The following is a 17,968-nucleotide window of genomic DNA, read 5'->3' on the forward strand; positions in this document are numbered from 1 at the left end:
TTACATACGCTCCAGAGTTTCCAGACCCAAGAGTTCCAGGCCTTGCTTGAGAGTGCGGCCGGTCAGCGCGGCGAGGCGCAGGCGGCTCTGCATTTGCGCCGGGGTGTCGGCGCCGAGGATCGGGCAGTTCTCGTAGAAGCTGGAGAACAGGCCGGCAACATCGTACAGGTAGGTGCAGAGGATGTGCGGCGTGCCTTTGTCGGACACGTTATTGAGGATTTCACCGAACTGCGCCAGTTTCGCCGCCAGCTCATGTTCGTGCGGCGCTTCGAGGACGATCTGCCCTTCGACTTCGCTGAAGTCCTTGCCGAGCTTGCGGAACACACCGGCCACCCGGGTGTAGGCGTACAGCAGGTACGGCGCGGTGTTGCCTTCGAAGTTCAGCATCAGGTCGAAGTTGAAGCTGTAGTCGCTGGTGCGGTGCTTGGACAGGTCGGCGTATTTCACCGCGCCGATGCCCACGACCTTGGCGATGTTGCGCAACTCGTCTTCGGCCAATTCCGGGTTCTTCTCTTTCACCAGGGTGTAGGCGCGTTCCTGGGCTTCGGTCAGCAGGTCGATCAGCTTCACGGTGCCGCCGTCACGGGTCTTGAACGGACGGCCGTCGGCGCCGTTCATGGTGCCGAAGCCCATGTGCTCCATTTCCATCGGATGGGTCACGAAGCCGGCCTTGCGGGCGACGGCGAACACTTGCTGGAAGTGCAGGGCCTGGCGCTGGTCGACGAAGTACAGCGCGCGATCAGCCTTGAGCTTGCCGCTGCGGTAGCGCACAGCCGCCAGGTCAGTGGTGGCGTAGAGGTAGCCGCCGTCGGCCTTGACGATGATCACCGGCAGCGGGTCGCCGTCGGCGTTCTTGAACTCGTCGAGGAACACGCATTGAGCGCCGTTGCTCTCGACCAGCAGGCCAGCGGCCTTGAGGTCGTTGACCACGTTGATCAGGTCGTCGTTGTAGGCGCTTTCACCCATTACGTCGGCCATGGTCAGTTTGACGTTCAGCAGTTCGTAGATTTTCTGGCAGTGCGACAGCGAGATGTCTTTGAACTTGGTCCACAGCGCCAGGCAGTCCGGGTCTCCGGCTTGCAGCTTGACCACCAGGCCACGGGCGCGATCAGCGAATTCTTCGGATTCGTCGAAGCGTTGCTTGGCGGCGCGGTAGAAGTTTTCCAGGTCCGACAGCTCATCGCTGGTGATCGGGTTTTCCTGCAGATAAGCCATCAGCATGCCGAACTGGGTGCCCCAGTCGCCAACGTGGTTCTGGCGGATCACTTCGTCGCCGAGGAATTCAAGCACCCGGGCCACGCCGTCGCCGATGATGGTCGAACGCAAATGGCCGACGTGCATTTCTTTGGCCAGGTTCGGGGCCGACAGGTCTACCACGGTGCGCTGCACCGGGCCTGCCTTGCGCACGCCGATGTGGTCGTCGGCCAGCGCCGCGTCCAGGCGGGTCGCCAGGGCTTGAGTGTTCTGGAAGAAGTTCAGGAAGCCAGGGCCGGCGATTTCGGCTTTGGAGACGTTCTCGTCAGCCGGCAGCGCGGCGATGATTTTCTCGGCCAGGTCGCGGGGTTTCATGCCCGCCGGTTTGGCCAGCATCATGGCGATGTTGCTGGCGAAGTCGCCGTTTTTCTTGTCGCGAGAGTTTTCCACCTGGATCGCCGGCGACAGGCCTTCAGGCAACACACCTTCGTTGACGAGTTGGGTGATGGCTTGTTGGATCAGCTGGCGAATGGTGTCTTTCATGGTCTGCTCTTTCGGCCGCAAGCGCGGCGGCGCTTCGATGCGCTGGTGGAAAAACTGGGCATTATCCGTTGCGAAGACGGGCTTGCCAACTATAGCGGGCCGGTTATGGATATGTGGTGACAAATCGACCGCTATCGCGGGCAAGCCCGCTCCCACAGGGTAGTGGTACGACGTAGAGCATGTGAACAACGCAGATCCCTGTGGGGGCCGGGCTTGCCCGCGATAGCGATCTTGAATTCAATACAAATCGACCGGATCGACATCCAGCGACCAACGCACCGCCCGCCCACTCGGCATCTGCTCCAAAACCAGCAGCCAACTGCTCAACAACCGATGCAACGGCGCCCGGGCCGTGGCCTGCAACAACAACTGTGCACGGTAGCGTCCGGCCCGGCGTTCCATCGGCGCCGGCACCGGCCCAAGCAACTCAATCCCGGTCAGATTCTGCTCGACCAGCAAACGCTCGGCCTCGCTGCACGCCTCATCGAGGAAGCCTTCGGCCTGCCCCGGTTTATGTGCTTCGGCCCGCAGCAGTGCGAGATGCGCAAACGGCGGCAGCCCTGCGGAGCGGCGTTCGCTCAACGCCTGTTCGGCAAAGGCGAAATAGCCCTGTTCGGTCAGTTGCACCAGCAGCGGATGGTCCGCCAAGTGCGTCTGGATAATCACTTTGCCCGGCTCTTCGGCCCGTCCTGCGCGCCCGGCGACCTGGACGATCAGCTGCGCCATACGTTCGCTGGCGCGAAAATCTCCGGAGAACAGTCCGCCGTCGGCATCGAGAATCGACACCAGGGTCACCCGTGGAAAGTGGTGCCCTTTGGCAAGCATCTGTGTGCCGACCAGAATGCATGGTTGGCCTTTCTGAATGGTGGCGAACAGTTGATTCATCGCGTCTTTGCGTGAAGTGCTGTCGCGGTCGACCCGCAGCACCGGGACGTCTGGAAACAAAATTCCCAAGCGCTCTTCGGCGCGCTCGGTACCGGCGCCTACGGGCCGCAAGTCGACCTTGCCGCACTTCGGGCAATGCCGGGGCACTCGTTCGACGTAGCCGCAATGGTGGCAACGCAGTTCGCCGGAGCGCTGGTGCACGGTCATCCGCGCGTCGCAGCGCTGACATTCAGACATCCAGCCGCAGTCATGGCAGAGCAGCGTCGGGGCGAACCCTCGGCGGTTGAGGAACACCAACACCTGCTGGCCGGCGGCCAGGGTCTGACCGATGGCTTGCTGCATCGGCCCGGAAATGCCGCTGTCCAGCGGACGACTTTTCACGTCCAGGCGCAGGAAGCGCGGTTGCTTGGCGCCCCCGGCCCGCTCATTCAGGCGTAAGAGGCCGTAACGACCGGTGTAGGCGTTTTGCAGGCTCTCCAGCGAAGGCGTGGCGGAGCCGAGGACAATCGGGATGTTCTCCTGCCGGGCGCGGACCAGTGCCAGGTCGCGGGCGTGATAGCGCAAGCCTTCCTGCTGTTTATAAGAGCCGTCGTGCTCTTCATCAATGATGATCAGGCCGGGGTTCTTCATCGGCGTGAACAGTGCCGAACGGGTACCGATAATAATGTCGGCCTCGCCATCCCGCGCCGCCAGCCAGGCTTCCAGGCGTTCGCGGTCATTGACTGCGGAGTGGATCAGCGCGATGCGCGCATTGAAGCGCTGCTCGAATCGGGCCAGGGTTTGCGGGCCGAGGTTGATTTCCGGGATCAGCACCAGAGCTTGCTTGCCGGCCTCGAGGGTTTCGCGGATCAGCTGCAAATAGACTTCGGTCTTGCCGCTGCCGGTGACGCCAGCCAGCAGGAACGCGTGATAACTGTCGAATCCGGCGCGAATCGCCTCGTAAGCGGCGCGTTGCTCCGGGTTAAGCGGCAATTCCGGTTGCGCCAGCCAATGTTCGTGGCGCACACCGGGCGCGTGCTTGCGGATTTCGACTTGCACTAAATCCTTGGCCAGCAACAGATCGAGGCTGTCCTTGCTGAGCATCAGTTTGCTCAACAACTGATGAGCGACGCCGTGGGGGTGTTGGGCCAGAGTCGCCAGTGCTTCACGTTGTCGCGGGGCGCGGGCGATGCGCGGATCATCGAGGCTGGCGCCGGGCGCGGCGGACCAGAAGCGTTCCTGGCGTGCTTCGGCCAGTTCGCCTTGTCGCAACAATACCGGCAGCGCCCAGCTCAACGTGTCGCCGAGGCTGTGCTGGTAATACTGAGAGGTCCAGAGGCACAGTTTGAACAGCGCGGGGGGCAGCGGCGGCGTGGCGTCGAGCAGCGCCAGGGCGGGTTTGAGTTTTTCTGCCGGTACTTCGCTGGTGTCGGTGACCTCCACCAGTATCCCGATCATCTCCCGCCGACCGAACGGCACCCGCAAGCGCATGCCCGGGTGCAACTGGGCGCGCAGGATGCCGGCCGGGGCACGGTAATCGAACAGGCGGCGCAGGGGCGAAGGCAGGGCGAGGCGCAGAATGGCGTTGGGCACGCGATTGTTTTCTCGTTACTGGAGCGGTGAAGAAGGCCGGGAGCCTAGCAGACGACTGGTTTAAGCGACAGCTTGCGTGAATGGCATTGTCTGGTAGAATCCGCGGCCTAATTACGTGCGGTATTCAACAATGGTGTTGAGTGGCGGCACGCTAGCCTGAGGAATACATCATGAAAGCCGATATCCATCCAACATACGAAATCACCGCAGTTACCTGCAGCTGTGGCAACAAGTTCGAAACTCGTTCGAACCTGGCCAAGCCTCTGGCGATCGACGTATGCAACGAGTGCCACCCGTTCTACACCGGTAAGCAGAAGACTCTGGATACTGGCGGCCGTGTACAGCGCTTCGCAGACCGTTTCGGCGCTTTCGGCAAGAAAGCTCCAGCTGCTGCAGAGTAAGGTTGAAGGGCCCGATGGGCTTTTCCTTGCTGATAAAAAAGGCGTCCCTCGTGGGCGCCTTTTTTGTGTCCGCGATTTGGCTTTCCGGTGCCCAGGCCTTCTGTCCGGCGCCGAGCGGGCTGACGTCGGTCACAGTGCAGCGGGTGGTGGATGGTGACACCTTGCGTCTGCGTGATGGTCGCAGCGTGCGCATGATCGGTTTGAATACACCGGAGTTGGGCAAGCAGGGGCGTTCCGACGAACCGTTCGCCGTCGCTGCGCGCAAGCGCCTTGAAGCTCTGGTGGCCGCCAGCGACGGGCAGGTCGGTTTGCTGCCGGGTAAAGAAAGCAAAGACCATTACGGCCGGACCCTGGCCCATGTCTATGGCATCGATGGGGCTAACCTCGAAGCGCAGATGCTCGCCGAGGGCCTCGGTTTTCAGGTGGCGGTGGCGCCGAATGTCGATTTGGTCGCCTGCCAGCAAGCGGCCGAACGCAGTGCTCGTCGGGCCGGTCTCGGGCTGTGGCGACAATCACCTGTACTGAAAGCGGAGCAGATCAGCGCGTCCGGCTTCGCCATGCTCAGCGGTCGTGTGAGCAAGGTTCAGCGCAATCGCGGCGGGGTTTGGATCGAGTTGCAGGATTCGGTTGTATTGCGGGTTGCACCCAATATGCTGGACCAATTCGATGTCGCATCGCTTGAAAAGCTCAAAGGCAAGCAAATCGAGGCTCGTGGCTGGGTGGTGGATCGTTCGCGCCGCGGAGGGTTGAAACCGGGGCAGGCGCGTTGGCTTCTGCCGCTGACCGATCCGGCAATGTTGCAGGCGGCACCGTAAGAAAAAATTGTAGACATTTTTCACGTTGATTGTGAACAGTCTATCCCTTGTGTTCCGTGGCTCTTGGCCCAAAGTCGTAGGGCCGGGCGCTTGACAGGGGTGACTGGTCAGTCTTGTGAGGACTTTGCGAGGCGAGTATCCTCGGCGGTCCGTCTGTCCAACAGTAAAAAGCGGAATGCCCCTATGTCTGATCTGAAAACTGCCGCTCTCGAATATCACGCCCATCCCCGTCCAGGGAAGCTGAGTGTCGAGCTCACCAAGGCCACCGCTACCGCCCGCGATCTGTCGCTGGCCTACAGCCCCGGCGTAGCCGAACCAGTACGCGAAATCGCCCGCGATCCTGAACTGGCCTACAAATACACCGGCAAGGGCAACCTGGTTGCAGTCATTTCCGATGGCACCGCGATTCTCGGCCTGGGTAACCTCGGCCCATTGGCTTCCAAGCCGGTCATGGAAGGTAAGGGCGTGCTGTTCAAGCGCTTCGCCGGCATCGACGTGTTCGACATCGAAGTCGACTCCGAAAGCCCGCAAGCCTTCATCGACACCGTCAAGCGTATCTCCATTACCTTCGGTGGCATCAACCTGGAAGACATCAAGGCACCTGAGTGCTTTGAGATCGAACGCGCTCTGATCGAGCAGTGCGACATTCCGGTATTCCACGATGACCAGCACGGCACCGCCATCGTTACTGCGGCCGGCATGATCAACGCCCTGGAAATCGCTGGCAAAACCCTGGCAGACGCCAAGATCGTCTGCCTGGGGGCCGGTGCGGCCGCTATCTCCTGCATGAAGTTGCTGGTGAGCATGGGCGCCAACATCGAAAACATCTACATGGTTGACCGTACCGGCGTGATCCACTCCGGCCGTGACGACCTGAACCAGTACAAGGCTGTGTTCGCTCACGCGACCGAGAAGCGCACCCTGGCTGACGCACTGGAAGGCGCTGACGTGTTCGTTGGCCTGTCCGGCCCGAACCTGCTGAGTGCTGAAGGCCTGAAATCCATGGCGGCCAACCCGATCGTGTTCGCGTGCTCGAACCCGGATCCGGAAATCTCCCCGGAACTGGCTCACGCCACCCGTAACGACGTGATCATGGCCACCGGCCGTTCGGACTACCCGAACCAGGTCAACAACGTACTGGGCTTCCCGTTCATCTTCCGTGGTGCCCTGGACGTTCGCGCCAAGCGCATCAACGAAGAAATGAAAGTGGCTGCCGCCAACGCCCTGCGTGAACTGGCCAAGCTGCCAGTGCCTCAGGAAGTGTGCGACGCCTACGGCGGCATCAAGCTGGAATTCGGTCGTGAGTACATCATTCCGAAACCAATGGATGCCCGTCTGATCACCCTGATCTCCGATGCCGTGGCCAAGGCTGCGATCGAGACCGGTGTGGCGACCCTGCCGTATCCGAAGAACTACCCGCTGAAAAGCGTGGATGACGTGTTCAACGGCTAAGCCGTTGTAACGCTCAACCAAAAGCCCCGGCTCTCGCGAGTCGGGGCTTTTTTGTATCTGCGGGTTTGATCGTTCCCACGCAGAGCGTGGGTGCGATCGGCAGGCCAAAAAAAGCCCCGCATTTCTTTCGAGGGCGGGGCTTTTAAGTGTTGCTACACGATCAGAACAAATCGATCGGCGCCGCTTCATCCGCTGGCAGCGGGCTGCCCGGCGCATTGCCGTTGCTCAGCTCGTTAACCGACGGTGGTGTGTCTTCGGCCTTGAACAGTTCGAAGTAGGCGCCTGGCGTACTTGGGGTGGCTGCACGGCCGCTGATCGGGTCGACGCGCAGGCTGAGAATGCCTTCCGGCTCCGCCTGCGTGTGAGGCGGCTTGTCTTTAAGGGCCGCCGCCATGTAGTTCATCCAGATCGGCAAGGCAACGGTGCCGCCGAACTCGCGTTTACCCAGGCTTTCCGGTTGGTCGAAGCCAGTCCAGACGGTGGTCACGTAATCGGCGTTGTAGCCGGAGAACCAGGCGTCCTTGGACTCGTTGGTAGTGCCGGTCTTGCCCGCGATGTCGCTGCGACCCAAGGCCAGCGCACGGCGGCCGGTGCCGAGTTTGATCACGTCCTCAAGCATGCTGTTGAGGATGTAGGTGGTGCGCCCATCGACGATGCGCTCGGCCACGGCTGGCGTTTGTGGCGCTGGCTGGGCGCTCGGCGCCTCGCCTGGGGTGGCGTTGACCGTGAAGGTGTTGGAGGCCGGTACGGCGATGCCATCGCTGGCTATGGCGCCTTTAGGAACACTCGGCGGGTTGGCGACGAATAGCGTGTCGCCGTTGCGGCTTTCGATCTTGTCGATGATGTACGGGGTGATCTTGTAGCCGCCGTTGGCGAAGGTGGCCCAGCCGGTGGCGATTTCCATTGGCGTCAGGGTCGCGGTGCCCAAGGCCAGCGACAGGTTGCGCGGCAGGTCCTGCTTGTTGAAGCCGAACTTGCTGATGTAGTCGATGGTGCGGTCGACACCCAGCGCTTGCAGCAGGCGAATCGATACCAGGTTGCGCGACTTGTAGAGCGCTTCACGCATGCGGATCGGGCCGAGGAAGGTGTTGGTATCGTTCTTCGGGCGCCAGACCTTGTCCAGGTATTCGTCAACGAACACGATCGGGGCGTCGTTCACCAGGCTGGCGGCGGTGTAGCCGTTGTCCAGGGCGGCGCTGTAGACGAACGGCTTGAAGCTCGAACCTGGCTGGCGCTTGGCCTGCATGGCGCGGTTGTAGTTGCTCTGCTCGAAGGCGAAACCGCCGACCAGCGAACGAATGGCACCGTTCTGCGGATCGAGGGAAACCAGTGCGCCTTGAGCCTGTGGAATCTGGCTGAATTTGAGCGAGCCGTCTGGCTGACGCTGCACGCGAATCAGATCACCGACCTGTGCGACATCCGACGGCTGCTTCGGATTGGCGCCCATGCTGTTGGTGTTCAGGAACGGACGAGCCCACTTCATGGTGTCCCAGGCGACATGCTCTTCGCCGGTACCCGTGCGGGTCAACACCTGCACGCCGTTCTTGTCGACCTGGGTCACGATCGCCGGTTCCAGGCCGCTGATGATTCGCTGTTTGGTCAACTCCTGGGTCCAGGCCTCTCGGGTCTTACCCGGCAGGCGTGACTCGGGGCCGCGATAACCGTGCCGTTGGTCGTAGGTCATCAAGCCTTCGTGAACCGCGGTGTTGGCCATCTCCTGCAAATTGCTCGGGACTGTGGTGGTGACACGAAAACCTTCGGTGTACGCATCGCTGCCATATCGGCCGACCATTTCGGCGCGGGCCATTTCGGCGACGTATGGCGCGTTCACTTCCGGTGTCGGCACATGGTAGCTGGCGTTCAGCGGCTCATTGATCGCAGTGGTGTAGTCGGCTTCGGTGATTTTGCCGAGCTTGTACATGCGCCCCAGGATCCAGTCGCGACGCTCCTTGCTGCGGGTCGGATTGGCCAGCGGGTTGAAGCGAGACGGGGCTTTTGGCAGGCCGGCGATCATCGCCATCTGCGCCAGGCTCACGTCACGAATCGACTTGCCGTAATAGACCTGCGCTGCTGCCTCGATGCCGTAGGCGCGGTTGCCCAGATAGATCTTGTTGACATACAGCTCGAGAATCTCGTCCTTGGTCAACTGCCGTTCGATCTGCAGGGCCAAGAGGATTTCGGTGGTTTTGCGCGAGAAGCTGCGCTCGCTGGTCAGGAAGAAGTTCTTCGCCACCTGCATGGTGATGGTGCTGCCGCCGGACTGAATGTGTCCGCTCTTTACCAGCTGGGTAGCGGCACGCATCAGGCTGCTGGGATCGACACCGTAGTGGTTGGCGAAATTGTCGTCTTCAGCACTTAGTAACGCATTGATGAAATTGGGGGGAATGTCGGCGAAACGGATCGGAGTACGGCGCATTTCGCCAAATTCTGCGATCAACTTGTTGTCGCTGCTGTACACCCGCAAAGGAATCTGCAACTGAATACTTCTCAGCGCCTCCACGGACGGCAATCCGGGGCTAAGGTAAAGAAAAGCGCCGCTCAGACCCAGGAGCAGTCCGCAGAAAACGGCGACGACGGACCAACCGAAAAATTTCAGCAGACGAATCAAGGCTTTTGGATATCCAGGGTAAAAAATGAATTAGGCATCAGGGGTTCAGGCTATACAGAAAATGACCCGCGCTTGCAGTGAAAGCGGAAAAAACGCTCAGCATTATAAGCATTTTTCCTTCGGGGGCGTCATTTGCGCTTCTGTCAAGACGGAGGGTATTGAACGCAATGGATATTACAGAGTCCGTAACTCACGGATAGTCATAGGGAATTGGTAGTGCTAGGACTCTTCAATAAAAAAGCCAATACGCTTCTGGGGATCGACATCAGCTCAACGTCGGTGAAGCTACTGGAGCTAAGTCGCCAAGGCGACCGGTACCGGGTCGAGGCCTATGCGGTCGAGCCGCTGCCTGCCAGCGCGGTGGTCGAGAAAAATATCGCCGAGCTCGAAGGGGTGGGGCAGGCTCTTGCGCGGGTGCTATCCAAGGCCAAAACCAACCTCAGGAACGTTGCCGTGGCTGTGGCCGGTTCGGCGGTGATCACCAAAACCATCGAGATGGACGCCGGTCTTTCCGACGACGAGATGGAAAACCAGCTGAAGATCGAGGCCGATCAATACATTCCTTATCCACTGGATGAAGTGGCAATCGATTTCGAAGTGCAAGGCGTGTCGGCGCGCAATCCCGAACGGGTCAATGTGCTGCTGGCGGCCTGTCGCAAGGAAAACGTGGAGGTCCGTGAAGCGGCCTTGGCTCTGGCCGGGCTGACTGCACGAGTGGTCGACGTCGAAGCCTATGCCCTGGAGCGATCGTTCGGCCTGCTCGCCACCCAGTTGGCCGCTTCTCAGGAGCGTCTGACCGTGGCGGTGGTCGATATCGGCGCCACCATGACCACCCTGAGCGTGCTGCACAACGGGCGGATCATCTACACCCGCGAACAATTGTTCGGGGGGCGTCAACTGACGGAAGAGATCCAGCGTCGTTATGGCCTGACGGTCGAGCAGGCGGGGTTGGCAAAGAAGCAGGGCGGTTTACCGGACGATTACGTGAGTGAGGTCTTGCAGCCGTTTCGTGATGCGTTAGTGCAACAGGTGTCGCGATCGCTGCAGTTTTTCTTTGCCTCCGGCCAATACAACTCGGTCGATCACATCCTCCTGGCTGGCGGTACCGCTTCGGTCCCCGGGCTTGATCGGTTGATCGAACAGCGATTGGGGACGCCGACTCAGGTCGCCAATCCATTCTCCAACATGACCCTGAGCAGCAAGGTCAACGCGGGTGCCCTGGCGAGCGACGCTCCGGCACTGATGATCGCCTGCGGGCTGGCCCTCAGGAGTTTCGACTGATGGCGCGGATCAATCTTTTACCCTGGCGTGAAGAGTTGCGCGAAGGGCGTCGCAAACGCTTTTTGCTGGCATTGGTTGGTGTGCTGGTGGGGTCAGTGGGAGCGCTGCTCATCGCGGACCAAGTCATTGAAAGCGCGATTAATCGGCAAGTCGCTCGTAACGATTACATCAGCAAGCAGATTGCCGTGGTCGACGAGCGGATCAAGCAAATCAGCGACTTGAAAGCCCGTCGACAGCAACTCGTGGAGCGCATGCGCATTATTCAGGACCTGCAAGGCAACCGGCCGATCAGCGGGAGGATTTTCGATCAGTTGGCGCGTACTTTGCCGGACGGGGTTTATTTCACCCAAGTGAAAATGGTCGGCAAAACCGTGTCCATCACCGGCGCGGCGGAATCCAACAATCGTGTTTCGGATCTGATGCGTAATCTTGATGCCTCCGACTGGTTCGATGCGCCCAACCTCACGGAAGTCAAAGCGACCACCGCCGGTCAGCTGGATCAGGCCAATGTTTTTCAGTTGACCGTCCGTCAGACCCAGCCCGCCATTGTGGGGGGCGCTAAATGAAGCTGTCTGAATGGTTCGAAGGATTACGCCAGATCGACATCAACGATCTGGACACCAACAACATGGGTTCCTGGCCACCGGCGATCAAAGTCCTGGCGAGTGTCCTGCTGATGGTTCTGGTCCTGGCCCTGGGCTACAGCTTTTTGATCAGTGACCTGCAAAACCACTTGGAACTCAGACGCGAGGAAGAGTCGGCGCTCAGGGAGCAATTCGCGACCAAGGCCCATATGGCGGCGAATCTGGAGCTGTATACCCAGCAGATGAAGGAAATGGAGAACTCCTTCGGCGTGCTATTACGGCAATTGCCCAGCGACACCGAAGTGCCCGGCCTGCTGGAGGACATCACCCGCACCGGCCTGGGCAGCGGCCTGGAGTTCGAAGAAATCAAGCTGCTCCCGGAGGTCACCCAGCAGTTCTATATCGAGCTCCCTATCCGGATCACCGTCACCGGCGCTTATCACGACCTGGCTACTTTCGTCAGCGGCGTGGCCGGGCTGCCGCGGATCGTCACCCTGCATGACTTCGACCTGGTGCCGGCCAATCCCGACGGCGGTCCGAAGTTACGCATGAGCATCCTTGCCAAGACCTATCGCTACAACGACAAGGGGTTGCAGAAATGAGCCCGATTCGTTACCTGTCGATGATTATGTGCCTGGTCATCCTGGCCGGTTGTGGCGGCGACAGTGATTTCAGTGACCTGGACGCCTACCTGAATGAAGTGCGCCTGCGTGCGCCCGGAAAGATTGAACCAACGCCGACATTCCAGTCTTACCCGACATTCACCTACAACGCTGCCAATCTGCGTAGCCCGTTCTCCCGGCAGGTCAGAGTCGATCTGGCCGGCCAGAAACACGGCTCGCGTAACGTCAAGCCTGACCCCAATCGGGTCAAGCAGTACCTCGAAGGTTTCAACATCGAGCAATTTGAAATGGTCGGCACGATCTCCAATGCAACTGGCTCCTTTGCGCTGTTGCGCGGGGCGGGCGGCGTGCATCGGCTGAAAGTCGGCGATTACCTGGGGCGTAACGATGGGCGGATCGTCGCCATCAGCGGTTCGCAAGTCGACGTGGTCGAAATCGTTCCCGATGGCGAAGGTGCCTGGCTGGAACGGCCGCGAACCATCCCTTTGAAAGAGCACTCATAGTGGAACTCGAATAATGAACAGGATTTTCTCAACCTTCGGTATTTCGCTATGGATAGCGTTTCTGTCGCCGATGGTAGTGGCGGCCAACCTCAAAGCGCTGGACGTCGCCGCGCTGCCCGGTGACCGTGTCGAGTTGAAGTTGTCGTTCGATGGGCCGCCACCGCAGCCCCACGGTTACACGACAGAGCAGCCTGCGCGGATTGCGCTGGACCTGCCGGGGGTCACCAGTCAGCTGACGAACAAGAATCGGGATCTGGGCGGCGGCAATGCCCGTAGCGCCACGGTGGTGGAGGCCAAGGACCGTACTCGGCTGATCATCAGCCTGACTCAATTGACTCCATATAACACCCGCCTCGAAGGCAACAATCTATTCGTGGTTGTCGGGCAAAATGCCGGTAGCAAGGCGCCCAAACCGGCCGTCAGCGCACCGCGCGCAACCACTGCGACGCCAGCGCCCCCCAAGGTCAATGCGCCCATGGGTAAAGCCATCCGGGGCGTGGATTTCCAGCGCGGCACCCAGGGTGAGGGCAATGTGGTCATTGATCTGTCGGATCCGTCCATCGCCCCGGACATCCAGGAGCGCGATGGCAAAATCATCGTCGGTTTCACCAAGACCCAACTGCCTGAACGGTTGCGTGTACGCCTCGACGTCAAGGATTTCGCCACGCCGGTGCAGTTCGTCAACGCCAGCGCCACGGGGGATCGGGCCACCATCAGCATCGAGCCCAGCGGCGCCTTCGATTATTCGACCTATCAGACCGACAACAAACTGACCGTCAGCATCCGGCCGATGACTGTCGATGACCTGCAAAAGCGCAATACCGAACGCTTTGCCTACACCGGCGAAAAACTCTCGCTGAATTTCCAGGACATTGATGTGCGCTCGGTGCTGCAACTGATCGCCGACTTCACCAACCTCAATCTGGTGGCCAGCGACACGGTGCAGGGCGGCATAACGTTGCGCCTGCAGAACGTGCCATGGGATCAGGCGCTGGACCTGGTGTTGAAAACCAAAGGTCTGGATAAACGCAAAATCGGCAACGTCCTGTTGGTGGCACCGGCCGATGAAATCGCCGCCCGGGAGCGCCAGGAACTGGAGTCACAGAAGCAGATCGCTGAACTGGCGCCTCTGCGTCGCGAGCTGTTGCAGGTCAACTACGCCAAGGCGGCCGATATCGCCAAGCTGTTCCAGTCGGTGACCAGCGCCGAAGCGAAAGTCGATGAGCGAGGATCCATCACAGTCGATGAGCGGACCAACAACATCATTGCCTACCAGACCCAGGATCGTCTCGACGAGCTGCGTCGCATTGTTGCGCAGCTGGATATTCCAGTGCGTCAGGTGATGATCGAGGCGCGCATCGTCGAGGCCAACGTCGATTACGACAAAAGCCTTGGCGTGCGATGGGGTGGTTCGGTGCAGAAGGGCAACTGGAACACGTCCGGGGTCAACGGCTCTTCGACCACCATTGGTACGCCGGGCAGCACCAGTACCAACTCGCCGTTCGTCGATCTGGGGACGTCTGCCAATACCTCGGGGATAGGCATCGCCTTCATTACCGACAATGTGCTGCTGGACCTTGAGCTTTCAGCCATGGAGAAAACCGGCAACGGGGAAATCGTCTCGCAGCCCAAGGTGGTCACGTCCGACAAGGAAACCGCGAAAATCCTCAAGGGCACCGAGATTCCCTATCAGGAAGCCAGTTCCAGCGGCGCCACCTCGGTGTCGTTCAAGGAGGCTTCGCTGTCCCTGGAAGTGACCCCGCAGATCACGCCGGACAATCGCATCATCATGGAGGTCAAGGTCACCAAGGACGAACCGGACTACCTGAACAAAGTGCAGGATGTACCGCCGATCAAGAAAAACGAGGTCAACGCCAAGGTGTTGGTTAACGACGGCGAGACCATCGTCATTGGTGGGGTTTTCTCAAATACTCAGAGCAAGGTTGTAGATAAGGTGCCATTTCTCGGTGATGTGCCGTATCTTGGCCGCCTTTTCCGGCGTGACGTGGTTTCGGAGAAAAAATCCGAGCTGCTGGTATTTCTCACTCCGCGTATCATGAACAATCAGGCGATTGCTGTGAGTCATTGATTCTGTGCGAAATTTGATTCTTGTTGGACCGATGGGGGCTGGAAAAAGCACCATCGGCCGTTTGCTGGCCAAAGAGCTGCGCCTGCCATTCAAAGATTCCGATAAGGAAATTGAATTGCGCACGGGCGCCAATATCCCGTGGATTTTCGATAAGGAAGGCGAGCCGGGCTTTCGCGACCGCGAGCAGGCGATGATTGCCGAGCTGTGCGCGTTCGACGGCGTGGTGTTGGCGACCGGCGGCGGCGCGGTGATGCGCGAAGCCAATCGTCGAGCGCTGCACGCCGGTGGTCGGGTGGTCTATCTGCATGCGTCTGTCGAGCAGCAGGTCGGCCGAACCGCTCGCGACCGCAATCGCCCGCTGTTGCGCACCGCCGACCCGGCGAAGACCCTGCGGGACTTGCTGGCGATCCGTGACCCGCTGTATCGGGAAATCGCCGACCTGGTGGTGGAAACCGATGAGCGGCCACCGCGGATGGTGGTGCTCGATATTCTCGACCGCTTGCAGCAACTACCTCCCCGTTAATGCGCGGCGCGAAATGCGCTATCCTCGGCGTCCTGTCGCAGCCGCTCAAGGTTGTGGCGGCTGGCTACCGAACGGCGTCACACCAGCAGACGCCATGGAATTCGTAAACTCAAGGCAGGACGCCTGATTCCATCTTCACTGTGGGGACACATGCAGACACTCAAGGTCGATCTAGGCGAGCGCAGCTACCCGATTCATATTGGCGAAGGTTTGTTGGACCAGCCTGAGCTGCTGGTCCCGCATATCCGCGGACGGCAAGTAGCGATCATCTCCAACGAAACCGTTGCGCCGCTCTATCTCGAACGTCTGACCCGCAGCCTCGCGCAGTTCTCGGTGATTTCCGTGGTGCTGCCCGACGGCGAAGCCTTCAAGACCTGGGAAACCCTGCAACTGATTTTCGACGGCCTGCTGACTGCACGGCACGATCGCCGCACCACGGTAATCGCCCTCGGTGGCGGCGTGATCGGTGACATGGCCGGTTTTGCTGCCGCCTGCTACCAGCGTGGCGTCGATTTCATCCAGATACCGACCACATTGTTGTCGCAAGTCGACTCCTCGGTGGGCGGCAAGACCGGGATCAATCACCCGCTGGGCAAAAACATGGTCGGCGCCTTCTATCAGCCCAACGTGGTGCTGATCGATACCGCCACCCTCAACACCCTGCCGCCCCGCGAACTGTCCGCCGGGCTGGCGGAAGTCATCAAATACGGGCTGATCTGCGACGAGCCATTCCTGACCTGGCTCGAAGCAAACGTCGATCGCCTGCGAGCGCTGGACCAGGCCGCCCTGACTTACGCCATCGAACGCTCCTGCTCGGCCAAGGCTGCGGTGGTCGGTGCCGACGAGAAAGAGACGGGTGTGCGTGCCACGTTGAACCTGGGCCACACCTTCGGCCACGCGATCGAAACCCATATGGGCTATGGTGTCTGGCTTCATGGTGAAGCAGTCGCTGCTGGCACCGTAATGGCTTTGGAAATGTCTGCGCGCCTGGGCTGGATCAGCGAACAGGAACGTGATCGCGGTATTCGTCTGTTCCAGCGTGCCGGCCTGCCGGTCATTCCGCCGGAAGAGATGACCGAAGCCGATTTTCTCGAACACATGGCAATTGACAAGAAAGTGATCGACGGTCGTTTGCGCCTGGTGCTGCTGCGCCACATGGGCGAAGCAGTGGTGACCGACGATTATCCGAAAGAGGTTTTACAGGCCACGCTGGGAGCGGATTACCGTGCCCTGGCTCAGCTTAAAGGTTAATAAGATCCCGATGACTAGTTTGCATGCCGACGAGGCTTTCCTCGGCCATTACCAGTTAAGTCATGACCCTTTCGCTCCACGGGTGCCTGGCTTCAAATTTTTCCCGGCCCAGCGCAAACCGGTGCTGGGGCAACTGCATCATCTGGCCCGTTACAGCCAGTTGTTGCTGGTGGTCACTGGCCCTCAAGGCAGCGGCAAAACCCTGTTGCGTCAGGCCCTGGTGGCCAGCACCAACAAACAGTCAGTGCAGAGCGTGGTGGTTTCCGCCCGTGGCGCCGGCGATGCAGCTGGTGTGCTGCGTCAGGTGGCTCAGGCGCTGAACGTCGAACAGGTCGAAATCGGCGCGATCCTGGACCAGGTGGTACAGCTTGCCCTTACAGGGCAGGAAGTCTATTTGCTGGTGGATGATGCCGAGCAACTCGACGAGTCCGCGCTGGAGGCCTTGCTGGCTTTGGCTGCTGGTGCGTCGGAAGGTCGCCCGCACGTGTTCCTGTTCGGTGAGTCGTCGCTGATTGCCCAACTTGAAGCGCTGAGCCTCGAGGAAGAGCGCTTCCACGTCATCGAATTGCAGCCCTACACGGAAGAAGAAACCCGCGAATATCTGGATCAGCGTCTTGAGGGCGCCGGCCGGGGTATCGAACTTTTCACCGCGGATCAGATCTCTGATATTCACGAAAGCTCCGACGGTTGGCCTGGCAACATCAATCAGGTCGCCCGCGATGCAATGATCGAAGCCATGATTGCCAGCCGCTCAGCGGTCAAGCGTCCAAGTATGGGGTTCAACATGCCGAAGAAACACGTATTGGCGATTTCCGCCGTAGTCGTGGTCGCGGTAGCCGCCGCCTGGTTGATGCCGGGTCGCAGCAAGGCACCGACCACCGGCGCGCCTGCCAACGAACAGGCGCAACTGCCACTGGGGCAGGGTGCGCCACAATCTGACGGTAGCGGCGCTCCCGCCGTGGAGTTCGCCGGTAATTCGCAACCGATGCCATTGCCGTTGGTCGGTAATTCGCAGCCAGTCATGCGCGGGCCACTGGCCGAAGCGGCCGGTGGCATCACCGAAGGCGATGACGGCGTGCCGGTGGAAGGCTCCAGCGCTACACCGCCAACCGTGACCACGACTGCGCCGCCTGCCGGCATCCAGCCGGGCCCTGCGCCAACGCCCGCCGCCAAACCGGTTCCAGCGCCGACTCAGGTCGCGACAGCCAAGCCAGCACCTGCACCTGTTGCCAAACCGGCTCCAGCGCCCGCCAAGCCGGCCGCTGCCGCCAAACCTGTCGAGAAGCCAGTCACTGTGGCCAAAGCCGCCGGTGGCAGCTGGTACGCAGGCCAGGCGCCGGGTAACTACGTGGTGCAAATCCTTGGCACCAGCTCCGAATCGGCCGCCCAGAGCTTCGTCAAAGAGCAGGGCGGCGAGTACCGTTATTTCAAGAAAGTGCTCAACGGCAAGCCGCTTTACGTCATCACCTACGGTAGCTTCGCCAACCGCGATGCAGCCGTTACCGCCATCAAGGCCTTGCCAGCGAAGGTTCAGGCTGGTAAACCTTGGCCTCGCACTGTCGCCAGCGTCCAACAGGAACTGGCAACAACTCGCTGAAGATTCGGCGGCCTTACCCAGGCCGCCTCTCCAAGCACCTCAAAATT

General features: G+C 60.3%; 14 protein-coding genes. 11 read left to right on the forward strand and 3 right to left on the reverse strand.

Annotated features, from left to right (window positions below; all coding sequences use genetic code 11):
- Together argS and PSH97_RS01870 are read right to left on the reverse strand one after the other, a co-directional pair.
- A complete protein-coding gene (argS, locus tag PSH97_RS01865; RefSeq protein ID WP_305447874.1) occupies window positions 1–1,737 on the reverse strand; it encodes an arginine--tRNA ligase in 1,737 nt (578 codons plus the stop codon).
- A 237-nt stretch (window positions 1,738–1,974) separates the two neighbouring features.
- Window positions 1,975–4,194 (reverse strand): primosomal protein N', encoded by a 2,220-nt coding sequence (locus tag PSH97_RS01870; protein ID WP_305447875.1) that lies wholly within the window; start codon window positions 4,192–4,194, stop codon window positions 1,975–1,977.
- A gap of 170 nt (window positions 4,195–4,364) precedes the next feature.
- On the opposite strand from PSH97_RS01870, the gene rpmE reads away from it, so the two are divergent.
- From rpmE to PSH97_RS01885, 3 genes are all read left to right on the forward strand, one after another.
- Window positions 4,365–4,595, forward strand: coding sequence for a 50S ribosomal protein L31 (rpmE, locus tag PSH97_RS01875; RefSeq protein WP_007899231.1), 231 nt, complete (start codon window positions 4,365–4,367; stop codon window positions 4,593–4,595).
- A gap of 14 nt (window positions 4,596–4,609) precedes the next feature.
- The gene (locus PSH97_RS01880) at window positions 4,610–5,410 is read left to right on the forward strand and encodes a thermonuclease family protein (protein ID WP_305447876.1); all 801 of its coding nucleotides are present in this window, start codon (window positions 4,610–4,612) and stop codon (window positions 5,408–5,410) included.
- Between the two features lie 183 nt (window positions 5,411–5,593).
- Complete coding sequence (locus tag PSH97_RS01885) at window positions 5,594–6,862, forward strand: malic enzyme-like NAD(P)-binding protein (RefSeq protein WP_007899225.1); 1,269 nt, start codon at window positions 5,594–5,596, stop codon at window positions 6,860–6,862.
- A gap of 160 nt (window positions 6,863–7,022) precedes the next feature.
- Here the strand turns inward: PSH97_RS01885 and PSH97_RS01890 are convergent, their stop codons facing one another.
- The gene (locus PSH97_RS01890; RefSeq protein ID WP_407682174.1) at window positions 7,023–9,467 is read right to left on the reverse strand and encodes a penicillin-binding protein 1A; all 2,445 of its coding nucleotides are present in this window, start codon (window positions 9,465–9,467) and stop codon (window positions 7,023–7,025) included.
- 219 nt (window positions 9,468–9,686) lie between these two features.
- On the opposite strand from PSH97_RS01890, the gene PSH97_RS01895 reads away from it, so the two are divergent.
- The 8 genes from PSH97_RS01895 (at window position 9,687) to PSH97_RS01930 (ending at window position 17,921) form a co-directional block, all read left to right on the forward strand.
- The gene (locus tag PSH97_RS01895) at window positions 9,687–10,751 is read left to right on the forward strand and encodes a pilus assembly protein PilM (RefSeq protein ID WP_253546967.1); all 1,065 of its coding nucleotides are present in this window, start codon (window positions 9,687–9,689) and stop codon (window positions 10,749–10,751) included.
- Window positions 10,751–11,317, forward strand: coding sequence for a PilN domain-containing protein (locus PSH97_RS01900; RefSeq protein ID WP_305447878.1), 567 nt, complete (start codon window positions 10,751–10,753; stop codon window positions 11,315–11,317). Before PSH97_RS01895 ends, PSH97_RS01900 begins: the two co-directional genes overlap by 1 nt.
- Entirely contained in the window at window positions 11,314–11,937 is a 624-nt protein-coding gene (gene pilO, locus PSH97_RS01905) for a type 4a pilus biogenesis protein PilO (RefSeq protein WP_305447879.1), read from the forward strand. Before PSH97_RS01900 ends, pilO begins: the two co-directional genes overlap by 4 nt.
- A complete protein-coding gene (locus PSH97_RS01910; RefSeq protein WP_305447880.1) occupies window positions 11,934–12,461 on the forward strand; it encodes a pilus assembly protein PilP in 528 nt (175 codons plus the stop codon). Before pilO ends, PSH97_RS01910 begins: the two co-directional genes overlap by 4 nt.
- A 13-nt stretch (window positions 12,462–12,474) precedes the next feature.
- Window positions 12,475–14,550, forward strand: a complete 2,076-nt coding sequence (pilQ, locus tag PSH97_RS01915) for a type IV pilus secretin PilQ (RefSeq protein ID WP_305447881.1) — start codon at window positions 12,475–12,477, stop codon at window positions 14,548–14,550.
- Between the two features lie 4 nt (window positions 14,551–14,554).
- The gene (gene aroK / locus PSH97_RS01920) at window positions 14,555–15,073 is read left to right on the forward strand and encodes a shikimate kinase AroK (RefSeq protein WP_201121330.1); all 519 of its coding nucleotides are present in this window, start codon (window positions 14,555–14,557) and stop codon (window positions 15,071–15,073) included.
- 150 nt (window positions 15,074–15,223) lie between these two features.
- Complete coding sequence (gene aroB, locus PSH97_RS01925) at window positions 15,224–16,324, forward strand: 3-dehydroquinate synthase (RefSeq protein WP_305447882.1); 1,101 nt, start codon at window positions 15,224–15,226, stop codon at window positions 16,322–16,324.
- 10 nt (window positions 16,325–16,334) lie between these two features.
- The gene (locus tag PSH97_RS01930; RefSeq protein ID WP_305447883.1) at window positions 16,335–17,921 is read left to right on the forward strand and encodes an SPOR domain-containing protein; all 1,587 of its coding nucleotides are present in this window, start codon (window positions 16,335–16,337) and stop codon (window positions 17,919–17,921) included.
- The last annotated feature ends 47 nt before the right edge of the window (window positions 17,922–17,968 follow it).

It is taken from the genome of Pseudomonas cucumis (assembly GCF_030687935.1).
GTDB lineage: Bacteria > Pseudomonadota > Gammaproteobacteria > Pseudomonadales > Pseudomonadaceae > Aquipseudomonas > Aquipseudomonas cucumis.

Coding starts and splice junctions, on each gene's coding strand:
- rpmE (WP_007899231.1), top strand. CDS start 4,365: ATGAAAGCCGATATCCATCCAACATACGAAATCACCGCAGTTACCTGC.
- PSH97_RS01930 (WP_305447883.1), top strand. CDS start 16,335: ATGACTAGTTTGCATGCCGACGAGGCTTTCCTCGGCCATTACCAGTTA.
- pilO (WP_305447879.1), top strand. CDS start 11,314: ATGAAGCTGTCTGAATGGTTCGAAGGATTACGCCAGATCGACATCAAC.
- PSH97_RS01880 (WP_305447876.1), top strand. CDS start 4,610: ATGGGCTTTTCCTTGCTGATAAAAAAGGCGTCCCTCGTGGGCGCCTTT.
- pilQ (WP_305447881.1), top strand. CDS start 12,475: ATGAACAGGATTTTCTCAACCTTCGGTATTTCGCTATGGATAGCGTTT.
- PSH97_RS01900 (WP_305447878.1), top strand. CDS start 10,751: ATGGCGCGGATCAATCTTTTACCCTGGCGTGAAGAGTTGCGCGAAGGG.
- PSH97_RS01885 (WP_007899225.1), top strand. CDS start 5,594: ATGTCTGATCTGAAAACTGCCGCTCTCGAATATCACGCCCATCCCCGT.
- aroB (WP_305447882.1), top strand. CDS start 15,224: ATGCAGACACTCAAGGTCGATCTAGGCGAGCGCAGCTACCCGATTCAT.
- argS (WP_305447874.1), bottom strand. CDS start 1,737: ATGAAAGACACCATTCGCCAGCTGATCCAACAAGCCATCACCCAACTC.
- PSH97_RS01910 (WP_305447880.1), top strand. CDS start 11,934: ATGAGCCCGATTCGTTACCTGTCGATGATTATGTGCCTGGTCATCCTG.